We start from the raw sequence: 15,385 nt of genomic DNA on the forward strand, positions 1-15,385 counted from the left end.
ACCGAGCGCTTTGCTTACGGAAACGCGTTCACTGAACCTAACAGCGTCATTCCGGACGAGCTCAGGCGAGCATCCGGAATCTATTATCAGCGCACTGTTTAATTTGAGTTTATCACCTTAGTGCTATCAAGCTCGATCAGTAGATTCTGAATCACGTTCGTTCCTCACTGTTCAGAATGACGAATATCTCCCTTTCCCAGAAGCAAGAATACCGAACGCTTCGCTTACTGAATACGGGAGACTAAAAACGTCATTCCAGCGAGCAAAAGCGAGACTAGGAATCTATTATCAGCGCACTGTTTAATTTCAGTTTATCACCTTAGTGCTATCAAGCTCGATCAGTAGATTCTGAATCACGTTCGTTCCTCACTGTTCAGAATGACGAATATCTCCCTTTCCCAGAAGAAAGAATACAGAACGCTTCGCTTACGGAATATGGGCACTTACACGTCATTCCAGCGAGCAAAAGCGAGACTAGGAATCTACTTGCAGCGGGAACTTAGTTAAGTAGGGAATACAGAACGCTTCGCTTACTGAAACGCGTTCACTGAATCTAACAGCGTCATCCCGGACGAGCTCAGGCGAGCATCCGGAATCTATTATCAGCGCACTATTTGGTTTCGGTATATCACCTTAGTGCTATCAAGCTCGATCAGTAGATTCTGAATCACGTTCGTTCCTCACTGTTCAGAATGACGAATATCGCTCTTTCTCAGAAGCAAGAATACAGAACGCTTCGCTTACTGAATACGGGCACTTACACGTCATTCCAGCGAGCAAAGCGAGACTAGGAATCTACTTTCAGCGAGCAATCAGCTAAATAGAAAATGCAGATCGCGATTGCAAAGTACAAAATGTAGAAACGATTTACATGACTTGTAGTAACAATAACATTCCGTAATCCGTAATCCGTAATCCGTAATCCGTAATCCGTAATCCGTAATCCGTAATCATTTTTTTCGATCCTAGCCCCTAGGATCCCAGGACCTAAAACATCAATGGAACCACAAAAAGAACACCCACAACATTACCTACCGTACCCACCCCACAGCCAACAACCTGCGGACGACGAAATCGACTTGCGCGAACTGTTCGGAGCTCTGTGGAAAGGTAAGTGGATCATCATTGCGACCACATTTGTCTTTGCAGTCAGTGCGGTACTTTACGCACTAAGCTTGCCAAATATCTACAAATCTGACGCATTGCTTGCGCCAGCAGAAAGCTCAAACGGCGGCGGGCTATCAAAAATGGCTGGCCAACTTGGCGGTTTGGCGGCACTAGCGGGCGTCAACCTTGGTGGCGGAGAATCCTCGCAAACCGATTTAGCCGTGCAAGTGATGAAATCTCGCCAGTTTGTAGAGGCCTTTATTAATAAGCACGACTTGCTGGTGCCTTTAATGGCGGCAAAAGATTGGGACTTAGCAAACAACAAGCTGATTCTAGATGAAGAGCTTTATAACCCAACTACCGGTGAATGGCTACGCGAGGCTAAAGGTCTACGAGGCGCAACACCAACGGCACAAGAAGCGTTTGAAGTGTTCAGTAAAGAAGTCTTGAGCGTTAGCCAAGACAAAGAAAGCGGCTTATACACGGTATCAGTCAAAAACTACTCACCTTATGTAGCTCAGCAATGGGTGAACTGGTTGATTGAAGACATCAACAAAGTGATGCGAGAACGTACGATTGCGGAAACCTCACAAAACCTTGCATACCTAAATACTCAGCTACAAAAAACAGCAGTAGCAGATATGCAAAGCACGTTCTACAAACTGATCGAAGAGCAAACTAAGAGCCTGATGCTGGCTGAAGTACAAGAAGAGTTTATCTTCAAAGTCGTTGACCCAGCAGTGGTACCAGAGCTTAAAGATGGACCGAAACGCGCACTGATTTGTGTGCTAGGTACATTGCTTGGTGGCATGTTGGGTGTGGCAATCGTATTAGTACGTTTTGCGTTTCGAAAAGAGGATACTGAGGAGCTAGGTCCAAGAGCCTAGACTTTGCGTTACCTATTGGGGCCAGTTTGGCAAAACAGGTGAAAACAAAGTATTACAGTGAGATAGCAAAATTAGGTTGTCTCATTTTGAATGCAATATGTCTCAGGTGGTGAAAAGTCTGAGATAAATACAAAGTTAAATACAACAAGTTTGGTTAGTTATGATTAAAAAATGTCTATTTCCTGCGGCAGGCTACGGCACTCGATTTCTTCCAGCGACGAAGTCAATGCCAAAAGAGATGATGCCAGTTGTGAATAAACCTCTGATTGAATATGGCGTAGAAGAAGCGATTCAAGCTGGTATGAACGGTATGTGTATCGTTACTGGTCGTGGCAAGCACTCGATCATGGACCACTTCGATAAGAACTACGAACTTGAGCACCAAATCAGTGGAACTAACAAAGAAGATCTACTGGTAGACATTCGTGAAATCATTGACTCTGCAAACTTCACTTACATTCGTCAACGCGAAATGAAAGGCCTAGGTCATGCAATTTTGACTGGCCGTGAGTTGGTTGGTGATGAACCATTCGCGGTAGTTCTAGCGGATGACCTTTGCGTGAATGAAGAGGAAGGCGTTCTTGCTCAAATGGTTACGCTATTTAAGCAATTCCGTTGCTCTATTGTTGCCGTTCAAGAAGTGCCTGCAGAAGAGACGCACAAGTACGGTGTGATTTCTGGTGAAATGATCAAAGACGATATTTACCGCGTTGACGACATGGTTGAAAAACCTGAGCCTGGAACTGCACCAAGCAACCTAGCTATCATTGGCCGCTACATCTTAACCCCAGATATTTTTGAGCTGATCGAAAATACTGAGCCTGGTAAAGGTGGTGAAATCCAAATTACGGATGCACTACTTAAACAAGCGAGGAGTGGTTGCGTGCTTGCATACAAGTTTAAAGGTAAGCGCTTTGATTGCGGTAGCGTGGAAGGATATATCGAAGCGACAAATTATTGTTTTAACAATTTTTTTAGTAAAGCACTACCTACAGGTTAACCAATTGTTGGTGAAATTGACATGGTGAGTTCATCTGCTGTGTAAAAGGCCCTCGTTAACTAAATGAAAAATTGCCATCAAATCATATTGCTGCCAGAAAGTTAAGTTAGTAGAAGCAAACAGAGAGTTAAGTACTTTAGAGTTTAATAGCCTGAGCTAAAACCAATGGGTATCGAGTATCTATGTGACAGAAAAAAGTAGCGAAAGAGATGGAAGTTACGGCGATATACGATATTAGCTTGAAGGTTTAAATGTTAAGCGCTTATTAGGCGTAATGCATTTGCGCTAGTTAGTTGAGTCGATGATCGCGCAGAGGCTTTTTCAAGGATCAGGTAGGCATATTTGAACCTTTTAAAGCAAGTAATGAGCTTAAAGGGAGGTATTCAACGTAAACGAATGAAGAGTGTGATGGATGCCAACTATTTAGGCAAGGTTCTCGGACCCCTTGAATGATGGGGTTGTTCATGAGATTTCCTTGCTTAAGCAAATTTTTTATAAAGTTAGGACAAGTATGAGTTATGTAATTATTAGTGGTTGGTGGTGTGATAATAACGAAAAAACAGATCAAAGAAATGAGTATTTAGGAGATGAGTATATTCGTGGCGAAGATTTCCACAAGTTGTGGTATCAGGCTATAAATAAATATACTACGCCAGATAAAATACTGATTGTAGATTCTGCATCTCCAGTAAAGCCACCTATTGAAAAGAAAGATTCTCGAATTGAAGTAATTAGTTTAAACAAAAACTTTGGGCATTCAACTAATCATATAGGTGATAAATGTGGAGTAACTAGAGCTCATCTTGCAGGCTTATACTATGCATATCTCTGTGACGTCGATTATTGTGTGTATATCGAGCAAGATGCTCTAATTTATGGAGAAAATATAATTGAAGAAGCGATAAATAATATGACTGGTGATTATATGTTTGGTGACAGTGGTAATACACCTCATGCAACACAGCAATCATTTTTCATAATTAAAAGAAAAGGATTACTCCCATTTATAACACGACTAAGTAAAATGACATCTGATTGCAATGAAATCTCCCCTGAAAATAAGTTTGCCATTTGCACAAGTCGTATGCTCAGTGCTCTGCCAGAATTTGTTTTTAAATTTAGAGGTGTTGGGAAGTTACTGTCGATAATTACGCATTTTGATAAAGTGCCATTCGGTTATGGTAGAAGCAGACCAATAGATTTCAATGCAAAAAGATTCTATTTTCAACATGGGTCAAAATCAGAATTAGACCAATATTATGATAAGGTCAAATAATCATTTAAATGATAACAGCGTCAATAAATTCATGTTCGTTGTTGTGGTTGCGTTCAATTTTTTATTTCCAACATTTAACTCTATTTTAGGAGGTGATGATGGTGGTGGTAAAATTGGTGCAATTTTTATCAATGCTGGTCTTTTTTTATTGCTATTGTCGTTTTTAGTTAACATAAAGAGAATAAATAGAACTGAAACTATAGTTATCTCTTTTGGTATTACATGGTTCATATTAATATGTGTATCCATGTTAATCTCACCTGGTAAAATAATAACATCAGACATATTTGAATTGCATAGACCACTACTGTATTCGATAACTGTTTTATTCGGTATGCGTTTGTATGAAAATGGGATATCTATACAAAATGTTGAAAGGTGCCTAATTATTGTAGGTTCTATTGTAATTATATTTGCATGTATACAGAATTTGGACTTATTCAAACCATTGAAAGCAATGTATACAAAAACTCACAATGTTCATACAGGCAGAGCGACTGGGACATTTGTTAATCCGTATGATTTTTCAGTATTTGCAATACTGATGCTAGGTTTTTATGTCGTAAGCACACTCGATAAAGTATTTTCAATCAAAAACATTAAAAGCATGTTTCTTATTGGTTGTGTATTTATTTCATTGGTTCTTTCTCAAAGTAGAACTGGATTTATACTGATTTTCGTGTATTTTTTCGTGTTATTTTTTCTGCTTGGCTCTGATATGATAAAATCAAAATTCAAGCGTGTTAAAAAAAGTGCGCTAATATTAATCCTGTTTTTTGTTTTTGTAGTGGTTTTGTTTTTTAGTTTCGACTATCTGGAAGTGAATTATCCTTACTTGATTCATGGTGTCCAAGCCTTTATAGAAGGAAATAATACTTCATTTAATGCAAGAGACGTACAATTGAAAGAAGTCATCCAATTAACTAGTAAAAATGTGGTTACAATATTATTCGGAAATGGTCCATCAAAGGCAACGATGAGTATATTGGAAATGCAATATATATTGTACGGATTTAGGTATGGCTTGGTAGGATTGATTTTGCTTGTTACGACGATGATTATTTTTTCATATTCATCAGTTGTATCTTTTTTAAATGCAAAAACAAGAACTGAGAAGAACTTTTTTCTTGTGATTTCTAGTTGGCTAATTTCTATGTTTATAGCTTCGTTTACCAATGCATATATAGACATTATAAGACTGCAGTTTTTATATTTTTCTTTAGGTGGGATAAGTATATTTTTTGCATTTGTCATGAGATATAAAAGGTATGAAAGTGTTTTGTAAAGTAATAATGGCAATAAAAAGTATATGGCATTACTTTTTAAATAAGAATCGAAATGTTTTCTCTAGAAAATCTATAGCGACTGGAAAAAATAAAGTAGTCGTGAGTTTGACGACATATAATGAGCGACTCGATACAGTATATTTAACGTTAGAGTCTATATTAAATCAAAATGTCAGTGGCTATGACGTTTATTTGTGGCTATCTGAAGAAGATTGCACAGAAAATGAGTTGCCTAAGTCGTTGAGAAAACTGAGGGATAGAGGGGTTAAGATAAAGTTCGTTTCTGAAAATATGCGTTCGTATAAAAAATTGTCATACATGTATAATTATGTAATGAAAAACAAATGCACATATGATGTCATTGTTACTGCTGATGACGATATACTTTATCCCCAAAATTGGTTAGATGGTTTTTTAAAAAAACATGTAACATATCCTAATGACGTCCTTTGTTACAGAGGTCATGATCTTGTTTGTGATGGAGAAGGGAACTTTTTATATAATGCTAGTTTAAATAATAATACTTCTGAAGATCAAGGGAGTATAAATCTACTTCCTACAGGTGTTTCTGGGGTATTTTATCCAATGACTAGTTTAAACGAACAAGTAATCAATTTTAATGAAATTCTTAAAAGAGCCAAATATATGGATGATATTTGGTATAAAGGAGTGACTTCTAGTTGTGGCGTGATTTCTCGAAGAGTCTACAAGAAAAACATTCATTTCCCTCCTATTATTAGTACGTTATCGACAGGTTTGGTTAAAAATAACGTAACTCATAATTTAAATGACAAAGTAATCAATGATGTGTTCGAATTTTTTGAGAAATTAGATGTTAAGTAGAGTAATAAATAATTTTTCTCGTTTGATTAGTGGGAATATTTTAGCATCTTTTATTTCACTATTCAGTGTAACGTACATAGCTAATGATCTTGGTATATACGAATTTGGTTTGTTTGTTATTTGTCAATCTGCATACATAACTTTAGATAAAGTTTTTAATATTCAAGGTTGGCAAGCAATAATACGATGGGGGCAAGATGACTATAATTACTATAGTGTTTATTTCTACATAAATATTTTCTTGTCATTACTTGCTTTAATCGTCGGATGCTCAGTAGTTCTCATTATTGATAGTTTTTTTGATATTAGTGATTTGATCACGCCTCTATTTGTGTATTTTTTGTTAATCATTTTTAGAAACCAAGATACAGCCCAGGCAATAATTAGGAAAAATAATCGTTATGAATTGTTATCGTTGAGTGCTGTATTCTTGTCCGCTTCAAGAGCTATTTTGATATTACTTTATGATTTAGATTTAATTATTGTAATAAAAATATTTGTTATTACAGAGATTGCTTATTTTTTATTGATTAATGTTGTAGCTTATAAAATTTCAGATATAAACTTTATAAGGTTTAATTTTAAAGATTCCTTAAGTTTGGATATGAGAAGTTGTTTAGTTAGTGGAGCAAAAATTAATTTAACACAAGTATCCGATCTTCCTGTTAGTACTATGGACTCATTTATCATTGCTGGTTTTTTTGGTGCGGACACTGTTGGAGTTTATAAGCTAATTAGAAAATATAGTAGTTTGCTAGGTAGATTGGTCGCACCTATGAATCAAGTTATTTTTCCCGAAGTTTCAAGTTTAGTAAGACGTCATGAACTAAAAGGTGCTATCTCATTTTCAAAAAAAATGATGCTGATTTATTTTTTTTGTTTATCTATAGTGTCTATAGTATTGTTTTTCTTGTATGAGTTTTTTGGAAAGAACTTCATTGCATTTGATATGGGACTTTACTCTGTAATTACTATATTTTTAATAGAAATCTTAGCTCTAACATTTAGTGTTTTTGGTTTGATGATGATTGCTACGGAAAAGGCTGTCATGGATGCCAAATTTATTTTGTTTGCAAATGTTTTTTATGTATTGTTACTAACTGTTTTACCAAGTGACTTTGGATTATATGGAATTATTTTTGCTCTGTCACTTCAAGTTTTAAGTCTTAGTTTGTGTCGTTATCTGGCATTAAGAAGAGTAGGGTTTTGAATTGTAAAATATCCGTTGTTATTCCTCTTTACAATAAAGAGAAAGAAATAAGAAAAACGTTAGAGAGCGTTTTAAATCAAACGGTATCTCCTTTTGAAATTATAGTTGTAAATGATGGCTCAACTGATAGTTCTGAGTCTATTGTCAAAAGTTTCCGTTCAGATAAAATTAAAATAATTTCATCTCGAAACTTAGGTGTTAGTAGTGCTCGAAACTTGGGAATAGAATCTGCTTCAGGTGATTATATTAGCTTTTTGGATGCGGATGATTTTTGGGATTGCAATTATATAAAGGAGATTAGTGATTATTTATCTACAAATGTTAGTGTTGATGTCGTGCTTGTAAACTATGCTTTCATTAAAAATGGAAGTTTAGTATATAATAAATATAACTTTAACTACAATGATAAATATACGATATTGGATAGTTACCTGAAAACTATTGCATTTCCAGGATTTGAGTTACCTGCTACCTCATCAAATATATGTATATCAATGAAAGCAATACAAGCCACTGGTTATTTTGCCTTGTGCGAGCAGAAAGGAGAAGATCAAGATTATTGGATTAGACTATCTTATAAATATGATTTTTGCTTTATAAATAAGGTTCTTGCATATTATAACAAGGATGGAGAACTGGGACTAAATACACACGTTGACTTATTTGTATTACCATTTATTCAAAGGCTTTATGCTCAGTGTAATAGTGGTGCTCTCTCTGAAGATGATATAAAATATGCTAAGATGCGTGTGATAAGACATCTTTTAAATGTTTTAAAGGAAAATTTCAAACAACGAAAGTTTGGATATGTTTTCGACATCACAAATGAATATGTGAACTTTAAAGGTGTTAGGCCATACACATATGTTTTTAAAATGAAACTTTATAAATACATTTCAAAAATTCTAACTTTAAATGGATTGATTAAATGAAAAATATTAAAGTTTTAATACTACATAATGAGAGCTTTGTTCCATTATTAAAGGATATTGAAAGTGCAAGGGATGTTAGTTGTTCAGGGACTGCGTTATCAATCAGTTTGGTTGCATTATTTTTAAATAGCAGAAATATTGCTGTAGACGTCAGAGGCGCTTCATCTTCTGGTGATATAAATGCTATCGAGGATAGTAAACAATATAGCCATGTAATCCTTGTTTCACATGCTATCAAAAGTTATCAGCTTTTTAATTCTGCCTATCAAAAAGTTATCTTTTGGAATCATAACTTCATTATGTCTCAAGAGTTTACGGATATTTTGAATAAAGGTGGAGTGTCACACGGTGTTTGTGTTTCAGATTACCATGCAGGTTGGCTTGCATTTAAGTCTCGAAGTATAAAAGTATCTCGTATCTACAATCCTTTTTTTTCAGAACCGTCCATAGTTAAAAAAAGCGCCAAGTGTAGTGTAGAAAAAGAGATTAATTTGGTTTTCTCTGGTAGCGTGTCAAAAAATAAAGGTTTTGGTGAGTTTATAAAAGTTGTGGAGTCTGTCGCAAAGCATAGAAAAGTAGTTGCAAAGTTTTATGGCAGTCTCACATCTGATTTTGAACAACAAAGACTAAACCATATCAAGGATAGAATTAGAAAATTTAATGATTCTAGTTTTGATTATGGCGGAATGATACAAAGAAACGAGCTCTATAATGTGATGAATAATTCTCACTTTCTTCTTTATGGGCTCGGTGAAAAAGCAAGTGAAACTTTTGGTTATTCATTTTTGGATGCTCAAGTTAATAATTGTATTCCAATTACGTTAAACCGAGGGGGGCAGCAGGAAACAATTGTTACGAAATTAAAAAACAAAACTGTCTTTAATCATATTAATTCTATCGTTGATTTCTTAATAACGTTGGATGACCGAGTTTATGATGAATACCTATACAATCTAAACGATGACTTTAGTAATTACTTTGAAAGATTTCGGTTACCTATTGTGGGTGAGCAATGGCTAAAGATATTGTTTGATGAAGAAGTAGATACAAGCTTGGTGCTAAAAAATATTTTTTATTTTATCAAAATAAACGGCTTAAAGCGTATTTGTCAATTAAAGAATAGTACATAAATATTATACAATGTTATCACTATATAAAGGCTATAAAAAATGACCGCAATTGTTTCTATAATTACTCCCGCCTTTAATTGCGAGGCAACTATATTGCACACGTATCACTCGCTGTGCAATCAAACTTTTCACAAATGGGAGTGGCTTGTCACCGATGATTGCTCGAGTGACGATACCTATACCATTTTGAACAATATTGCTCTTAATGACTCTCGTGTAAAAATACGCAAAAATCTAGTTAACTCTGGGGCAGCTGTATCAAGAAATGCATCATTAGATAGGGCTAAAGGTCAGTTTATTGCATTTATCGACAGTGATGACCTTTGGAGACCGAATAAGATAGAAAAGCAATTGGATTTCATGGAGAATAGTAAGGTTGATTTTTCTTTTACAGCTTACGAATTGATTGATGCTCAAGGTAATTCATTGAGTCAAGTTGTTGATACTCATCATTCTAAAGCAATTAATTATCAGGATATGTTAAGAAAGAAAGCGACAATAGGGTGTTCTACTGTAATGTTAAGGCGTGATGCTTTCAATGAAATTCAAATGCCATTGTTGCGAACTGGACAGGATTATGCGTTGTGGCTAAAGTTATTAAAGACAGGAATTCACGCTTATCCTATTACTTGTGTGTTAACAGAATATCGTATACTCCCCAACTCAATCTCACGTAATAAGTTTAAAAAGGCAATTAGGCAATGGCAAATATATAGAGAGGTCGAACGACTGCCTCTGATCTTGTCAGTTGAATGTTTTATTTTTTATGCTTTTCGTGCAGTATTTCGTAAGTAACAAGAATTGGACGGCCCAAATTTATACCCGTTCAACTTGAAGATGCAGGCTTGAGAACCTGAAAATTGTCATTAATTCGAGATGTCAAAGAGCCTGCGATCTCTGGAATACAAAATACCGGACATCCATTAATTTGACAGCATAAATTCTGTCGTCTAGCTTTAATAGCAAGGTGACTAATTTAGGGCTTTGACAAATGACTCAACCGCGTTCAACAGTAAGCGCCTATTTCGCCCCACATTTCCCTAAGCATCACCAAATGATATTGATATAGGTCTTTCATCAAGGAGCTATACAATGACTCATAAAGATAAGAATCATCTCTGGCAAGAACGCTTTCAACAGCAAAAAGATAGCGGCATCACTATCAACGAGTGGTGCGAGCAGCATCAATTGTCAGTGCAGACTTTCTATTATTGGCAGAAGAAGCTCACTGCGCCAAAAGAGCAAGTCAAAAGTGTCATCGTTCCTTTGCCAGCAATCACTCCGCAAAGCCCGATTGTCATCGAAACGCCAACGGGCTACCGAGTTTCAGTCAGTGATAGACCTGCCCTAAGTTTATTACCTCAATTACTACAGCTTCTTGCATGATTAGTTCGCCACGAGGCCAAGTCTACCTGGTAACTGGTGTGACAGACATGCGTAAGTCAATCAACACACTCGCTTTGTTGGTTGAAGAGTAAGCGCCTATTTCGCCCCACATTTCCCTAAGCATCACCAAATGATATTGATATAGCTCTTTCATCAAGGAGCTATACCATGACTCATAAAGATAAGAATCATCTCTGGCAAGAACGCCTTCAACGGCAAAAAGATAGCGGCATCACTATCAACGAGTGGTGCGAGCAACATCAATTGTCAGTGCAGACTTTCTATTATTGGCAGAAGAAGCTCACTGCGCCAAAAGAGCAAGACAAAAGTGTCATCGTTCCTTTGCCAGCAATCACTCCGCAAAGTCCGATTGTCATCGAAACGCCAACGGGCTACCGAGTTTCAGTCAGTGATAGATCTGCCCTAAGCTTATTACCTCAATTACTACAGCTTCTTGCATGATTAGTTCGTCACGAGGCCAAGTCTACCTGGCAACTGGTGTGACAGACATGCGTAAGTCAATCAACACACTCGCTTTGTTGGTTGAAGATGTTTTAGAGCTTGATCCCATCGGGCCACACTGGTTTGTATTCTGCAATCGTGGGCGTGACAAGCTAAAAATTCTTCAATGGGACACCAATGGATTTTGGCTCCATTACCGCCGGTTGGAAAAAGGCCGGTTTAAATGGCCGCGTCACCCCAAAGACACCATCGCACTTGAGGTAACTGCCAGACAATTGCGCTGGTTGCTGGATGGATTGAACTGGCAAAATGCCGTTGCCCACGAGCCGTTAACTGACTTGAAAATGTCGTAAAAAATCACTAATAAATCATGCATATGCTGATGTTTTTACTATACTTAATGTATGCAAAAGGAACTCAGCAAGCCAGCGGGCATCACCCCAGAAATCCAAGCTTACATTGATAGTTTGGTTGAAACCACGTCCCAGAAAATCACCAACAAATATGAGTCTCGTATCGCTGAGATGTGGGAGCAGTTCCGCCGGGCCCAAGCCAAGCGTTATCTTCCTCAGAGTGAAAAGTTCCCAGCGCAAGGTTGCTTGTTCAATGAGGCAGAGCAGCTTAACGATGCCCCTGTTGACAATGATGAGCCCGAAACCGAAACCATCACCTACACTCGAACAAATGATGACAGGACACCCATATATTTGACGGTTTATTAGAACGTGACTAAGCTTAAATTATCTATCATTATTTAGGCACAGGAAGCTCATGCCAACCATCTCAATGTTTTATGGAATCATAGTTCGAATGTACTACTTCGATAATCAGCAGCATAGTACCCCGCACATACATGTGCATTATCAGGGTGATTCCGTCATCGTTGAAATACCTGACGGGCGTGTTCTTGAAGGCAGTATTCCGTCGAATAAGCAGAAGCTTGTTGATGCATGGATTGAAATCCACAAAGATGAGTTGATGGCTGATTGGGAGCTTGCTATAAACGGTGAGTCAGTTTTTAAAATTGACCCGCTGAAGTAGGAGGTAGTTATGAACCCTAGCGTAGTCTCTGTCCAACCTTCCGATGACTATACACTGATTGTCAGCTTCGATAATAGTGAAACCAAGATCTTTGATGTCTCGCCGTATCTGGATAAGGGGATCTTTCAAGAGCTAAAAGATGTCAGTTATTTTAAAAGAGTGTCGGTTGCATTTGGTTCTGTTGAGTGGCCAAACGAGCAAGATTTTAGTTACGATACATTATATCTGTTGGGGAATAGCGTAACACAACGTGTAAATAAATAGATCAGGAGTAAGGATGACTCAGGCACGTTCAACACAAATCTCTCTTCAAGACACGGCGTACTATCACTGTATTTCACGGTGTGTACGCCGTGCTTTTTTATGCGGTGAAGATACTTATTCAGGGCAAAGTTTTGAGCATCGCCGGGTCTGGATAGTGGAGCGCATGCGCTTATTAAGCCAAGTGTTTGCTGTTGATATCTGTGCTTATGCCATTATGTCTAATCACTACCACTTAGTGCTGCACGTTGACGAGCCCTTGGCGCAATCTTGGAGTAACGAAGACGTCGCAAGGCGGTGGACTAGATTATATAAAGCACCACTGCTCGTGAGCCGTTGGCTCGATGGTGATTTGAAATCTAAGGTCGAAACCAACAAAGCGCTTGAATTGGTTAGTGAGTGGCGCGAGCGCTTAACGGATATTTCTTGGTTTATGCGCAACCTTAATGAGTATGTGGCACGTGAGGCGAATAAAGAAGAGGGCTGTAAAGGCCGTTTCTGGGAGGGGAGGTTTAAATCTCAGGCTCTGCTAGACGAGCAAGCATTACTATCTTGCATGGCTTATGTTGATCTTAACCCAATTCGTGCAGATATGGCGCAAACCCTCGAAGAGTCAGAGTTCACTTCCATTTATGAGCGCATACATTCGGTTTGCTCGCTCAGTGATAAAGGCAATGGTCAATTGAATGTATTGCCACGTAAAGGTCTATTTGGTTTTCTTGGTGGGCAAAGAGCACAGCGACCCTGCAATGGCGTGGAATTTTCTTTATTAGACTATCTATCGTTATTAGAAGAACTTGGCCAGCAGATAAAGCCTAATAAGCGTGGCTATATCCCCCCTCAGAATCAAACTATTTTGCAAAAGTTTCACCTTTCGTCAGCGAAGTGGCAGAAGTTGTCGGACTTCTTTGGTTCTGCTTTTTGTTGCGCGGTTGGGACATTAGATGAGCTAGAAAGCTATGCGTCTCATACCAACCGCTCTTGGGTGAGTAATCAGGCTAAGGTGGCAAGTTACCTTAGTTAGTCAGCGGACATCGGCTTTGTGTCCCATTTTAGATTCTCCCCTGATTTCTTATTGAGAAATACCAGTGTTTTCCGTTTGAGTGTTTTTTCCAAGCTTGTTACGCAGATAGCTGGTGATCCGCCAAACGTAAGCGAGTACGATCGCGTAGCCAATAAAGCAGGCAATAAACAAACCAAACATTACCACTTCTGGTAGGTTGGCGTTTTCACCGTAGATACCAAAAGCGGCAAAAGCTAATGCAATAGCGCAGATAGCGACTAACGTTTGGCGCGGGCCAAGGCCTAAGCGCTGGAAGATATGATGCAAGTGTTCACGATCTGGTTTAAACGGTGAATCACCACGGCGTACACGCCTGATCATAATCGCTGCCATATCCATCAATGGCAGTGCTATAAGCCAAAGCGCGGTAACTGGTCGCATTAATGGCTCCGTTTGTTCCGTCTGGCTTACGCCAAGCAGCAACCAAATCACGGTAAAGCCAATCATCATGCTGCCCGCATCCCCCATAAACACTTTTCTTTCTCGGCCTAAAATTCCCAAATTCATGAAAATGTAAGGCAGCATCGCTACGATAATCACGATGCATAGGTACGCTGCGCCATGTTGACTATCCACTTGTAGGAGATAGGCCAATGCGCCAAGGGTGACAATCGACAGGCCGCCTAACAGTCCGTCAATGCCGTCGACCATATTGAAGGCGTTGATCGCGCCAATAACAGCGAGAATAGTAATAATGCTGCCAATCCACCCCAGTGAAATATCCCCGATGCCAAACATGTTACCAAGGCTATGCAGTTCAATCCCGGCGACTTTCATCATCACAATCGAAAGCAGCGCTTGAATCCCCATTCGGATTTTAAAGCTGAGATCGATTTTGTCATCAATCGCACCAATTAACGTGAGTGTGCAGATACACAGCAGGTATAGCCAGCTATGCTCAATAATCTCGGGTTTAAACGTAAGGTATTGTGCTAGCACTAAGCAGATTGAAATGCCACCGACTAATGGCACGGCGCCACTATGCAATTTTCTTGCGTTTGGTTTGTCGACTAAACCCATTTTTTTGGCCACTTTACGCATTAAGAAAAGTGTGGCGAAAGAAGAAAAAAAGATAAAACTAAGCTCGAGAAACATAAACGGCCACTGGTTATTTTTTGTATTTTTAACGCGGTGATTTTAGCGTAAATGAGTATTTTACAAAAGAAGCGATTTGTAACAATGCTGAGTCTTGGTTTGAATATCTGTATGTAGTTCGAAGGTCTCATATGATTTACGCTGAATAATTAACATGCGAGATTCGAATCTGTTTCAGGGGGGCTCGAGCGCGTCTCGAAGGGTGCTTTGCTCTAAACTCAGAGTGTGCTGACAATAGATTCCTGATCTCGTCTAGACTCGTCGGAATGACGGTATTCAGCAACAGAAATTATGGCTAGGTAGCGTGGTCATTCTGAACAGTGAGGGACGAACGTGATTCAGAATCTACGAGCCGAGTTTGAAGGCGTTAAGGCTACGACACGAACTGAGATTAAACTGCGTGTGG

General features: G+C 38.4%; 17 protein-coding genes. 16 read left to right on the top strand and 1 reads right to left on the bottom strand.

The genetic code is table 11. The features are described 5' to 3' along the window. Nucleotides 1–998: 998 nt before the first annotated feature. The 16 genes from AK966_RS08880 (at nt 999) to AK966_RS08955 (ending at nt 13,845) form a co-directional block, all read left to right on the top strand. Complete coding sequence (locus tag AK966_RS08880; protein WP_119463992.1) at nt 999–1,994, top strand: Wzz/FepE/Etk N-terminal domain-containing protein; 996 nt, start codon at nt 999–1,001, stop codon at nt 1,992–1,994. Nucleotides 1,995–2,154: 160 nt separating this feature from the next. Next, nucleotides 2,155–2,994 (top strand): UTP--glucose-1-phosphate uridylyltransferase GalU, encoded by an 840-nt coding sequence (gene galU, locus AK966_RS08885; RefSeq protein WP_119463993.1) that lies wholly within the window; start codon nt 2,155–2,157, stop codon nt 2,992–2,994. A gap of 511 nt (nt 2,995–3,505) precedes the next feature. Further along, nucleotides 3,506–4,270: a hypothetical protein gene (locus AK966_RS08890; RefSeq protein ID WP_119463994.1), complete on the top strand. Its 765-nt coding sequence runs from the start codon at nt 3,506–3,508 to the stop codon at nt 4,268–4,270. Further along, entirely contained in the window at nt 4,254–5,555 is a 1,302-nt protein-coding gene (locus tag AK966_RS08895; RefSeq protein WP_119463995.1) for an O-antigen ligase family protein, read from the top strand. Before AK966_RS08890 ends, AK966_RS08895 begins: the two co-directional genes overlap by 17 nt. Nucleotides 5,556–5,562: 7 nt before the next feature. After that, nucleotides 5,563–6,399 carry a glycosyltransferase family 2 protein gene (locus tag AK966_RS08900; protein WP_220473351.1) on the top strand — a complete coding sequence of 279 codons (837 nt, stop codon included), beginning with the start codon at nt 5,563–5,565 and terminating at the stop codon, nt 6,397–6,399. Next, on the top strand, nt 6,389–7,609 hold the full coding sequence (locus AK966_RS08905; RefSeq protein WP_119463997.1) for a lipopolysaccharide biosynthesis protein: 1,221 nt from the start codon (nt 6,389–6,391) through the stop codon (nt 7,607–7,609). Before AK966_RS08900 ends, AK966_RS08905 begins: the two co-directional genes overlap by 11 nt. Then, nucleotides 7,606–8,541 (top strand): glycosyltransferase family A protein, encoded by a 936-nt coding sequence (locus AK966_RS08910; RefSeq protein WP_182852640.1) that lies wholly within the window; start codon nt 7,606–7,608, stop codon nt 8,539–8,541. The genes AK966_RS08905 and AK966_RS08910 overlap by 4 nt, the downstream gene beginning before the upstream one ends. Next, nucleotides 8,538–9,671, top strand: a complete 1,134-nt coding sequence (locus AK966_RS08915; RefSeq protein WP_119463999.1) for a glycosyltransferase — start codon at nt 8,538–8,540, stop codon at nt 9,669–9,671. Before AK966_RS08910 ends, AK966_RS08915 begins: the two co-directional genes overlap by 4 nt. A gap of 39 nt (nt 9,672–9,710) precedes the next feature. Continuing rightward, complete coding sequence (locus tag AK966_RS08920; protein ID WP_119464000.1) at nt 9,711–10,466, top strand: glycosyltransferase family 2 protein; 756 nt, start codon at nt 9,711–9,713, stop codon at nt 10,464–10,466. Between the two features lie 297 nt (nt 10,467–10,763). Beyond that, a complete protein-coding gene (gene tnpA / locus AK966_RS08925; RefSeq protein WP_119464001.1) occupies nt 10,764–11,057 on the top strand; it encodes an IS66 family insertion sequence element accessory protein TnpA in 294 nt (97 codons plus the stop codon). A gap of 168 nt (nt 11,058–11,225) precedes the next feature. After that, nucleotides 11,226–11,519, top strand: a complete 294-nt coding sequence (tnpA, locus tag AK966_RS08930) for an IS66 family insertion sequence element accessory protein TnpA (RefSeq protein ID WP_119464002.1) — start codon at nt 11,226–11,228, stop codon at nt 11,517–11,519. Then, on the top strand, nt 11,516–11,872 hold the full coding sequence (tnpB, locus tag AK966_RS08935) for an IS66 family insertion sequence element accessory protein TnpB (RefSeq protein ID WP_147422376.1): 357 nt from the start codon (nt 11,516–11,518) through the stop codon (nt 11,870–11,872). Before tnpA (AK966_RS08930) ends, tnpB begins: the two co-directional genes overlap by 4 nt. A gap of 51 nt (nt 11,873–11,923) precedes the next feature. Further along, the gene (locus AK966_RS08940; RefSeq protein ID WP_119464003.1) at nt 11,924–12,241 is read left to right on the top strand and encodes a hypothetical protein; all 318 of its coding nucleotides are present in this window, start codon (nt 11,924–11,926) and stop codon (nt 12,239–12,241) included. Nucleotides 12,242–12,290: 49 nt separating this feature from the next. Beyond that, on the top strand, nt 12,291–12,560 hold the full coding sequence (locus AK966_RS08945) for a DUF4160 domain-containing protein (protein ID WP_119464004.1): 270 nt from the start codon (nt 12,291–12,293) through the stop codon (nt 12,558–12,560). A 9-nt stretch (nt 12,561–12,569) separates the two neighbouring features. Beyond that, complete coding sequence (locus tag AK966_RS08950) at nt 12,570–12,824, top strand: DUF2442 domain-containing protein (RefSeq protein WP_119464005.1); 255 nt, start codon at nt 12,570–12,572, stop codon at nt 12,822–12,824. A 13-nt stretch (nt 12,825–12,837) separates the two neighbouring features. After that, on the top strand, nt 12,838–13,845 hold the full coding sequence (locus AK966_RS08955; protein ID WP_119464006.1) for a transposase: 1,008 nt from the start codon (nt 12,838–12,840) through the stop codon (nt 13,843–13,845). Nucleotides 13,846–13,893: 48 nt separating this feature from the next. Here AK966_RS08955 and wecA read toward each other — a convergent pair whose 3' ends face one another. After that, complete coding sequence (wecA, locus tag AK966_RS08960) at nt 13,894–14,979, bottom strand: UDP-N-acetylglucosamine--undecaprenyl-phosphate N-acetylglucosaminephosphotransferase (RefSeq protein ID WP_119464007.1); 1,086 nt, start codon at nt 14,977–14,979, stop codon at nt 13,894–13,896. Nucleotides 14,980–15,385: the final 406 nt, after the last annotated feature.

The organism is Vibrio sp. PID23_8 (assembly GCF_003584965.1).
In the GTDB taxonomy this organism is placed as follows: Bacteria; Pseudomonadota; Gammaproteobacteria; order Enterobacterales; family Vibrionaceae; genus Vibrio.

Coding starts and splice junctions, on each gene's coding strand:
- tnpA (WP_119464002.1), top strand. CDS start 11,226: ATGACTCATAAAGATAAGAATCATCTCTGGCAAGAACGCCTTCAACGG.
- AK966_RS08890 (WP_119463994.1), top strand. CDS start 3,506: ATGAGTTATGTAATTATTAGTGGTTGGTGGTGTGATAATAACGAAAAA.
- AK966_RS08915 (WP_119463999.1), top strand. CDS start 8,538: ATGAAAAATATTAAAGTTTTAATACTACATAATGAGAGCTTTGTTCCA.
- AK966_RS08920 (WP_119464000.1), top strand. CDS start 9,711: ATGACCGCAATTGTTTCTATAATTACTCCCGCCTTTAATTGCGAGGCA.
- tnpB (WP_147422376.1), top strand. CDS start 11,516: ATGATTAGTTCGTCACGAGGCCAAGTCTACCTGGCAACTGGTGTGACA.
- AK966_RS08945 (WP_119464004.1), top strand. CDS start 12,291: ATGCCAACCATCTCAATGTTTTATGGAATCATAGTTCGAATGTACTAC.
- AK966_RS08955 (WP_119464006.1), top strand. CDS start 12,838: ATGACTCAGGCACGTTCAACACAAATCTCTCTTCAAGACACGGCGTAC.
- AK966_RS08950 (WP_119464005.1), top strand. CDS start 12,570: ATGAACCCTAGCGTAGTCTCTGTCCAACCTTCCGATGACTATACACTG.
- tnpA (WP_119464001.1), top strand. CDS start 10,764: ATGACTCATAAAGATAAGAATCATCTCTGGCAAGAACGCTTTCAACAG.
- AK966_RS08880 (WP_119463992.1), top strand. CDS start 999: ATGGAACCACAAAAAGAACACCCACAACATTACCTACCGTACCCACCC.
- AK966_RS08900 (WP_220473351.1), top strand. CDS start 5,563: ATGGCAATAAAAAGTATATGGCATTACTTTTTAAATAAGAATCGAAAT.
- galU (WP_119463993.1), top strand. CDS start 2,155: ATGATTAAAAAATGTCTATTTCCTGCGGCAGGCTACGGCACTCGATTT.
- AK966_RS08905 (WP_119463997.1), top strand. CDS start 6,389: ATGTTAAGTAGAGTAATAAATAATTTTTCTCGTTTGATTAGTGGGAAT.
- wecA (WP_119464007.1), bottom strand. CDS start 14,979: ATGTTTCTCGAGCTTAGTTTTATCTTTTTTTCTTCTTTCGCCACACTT.
- AK966_RS08895 (WP_119463995.1), top strand. CDS start 4,254: ATGATAAGGTCAAATAATCATTTAAATGATAACAGCGTCAATAAATTC.
- AK966_RS08940 (WP_119464003.1), top strand. CDS start 11,924: ATGCAAAAGGAACTCAGCAAGCCAGCGGGCATCACCCCAGAAATCCAA.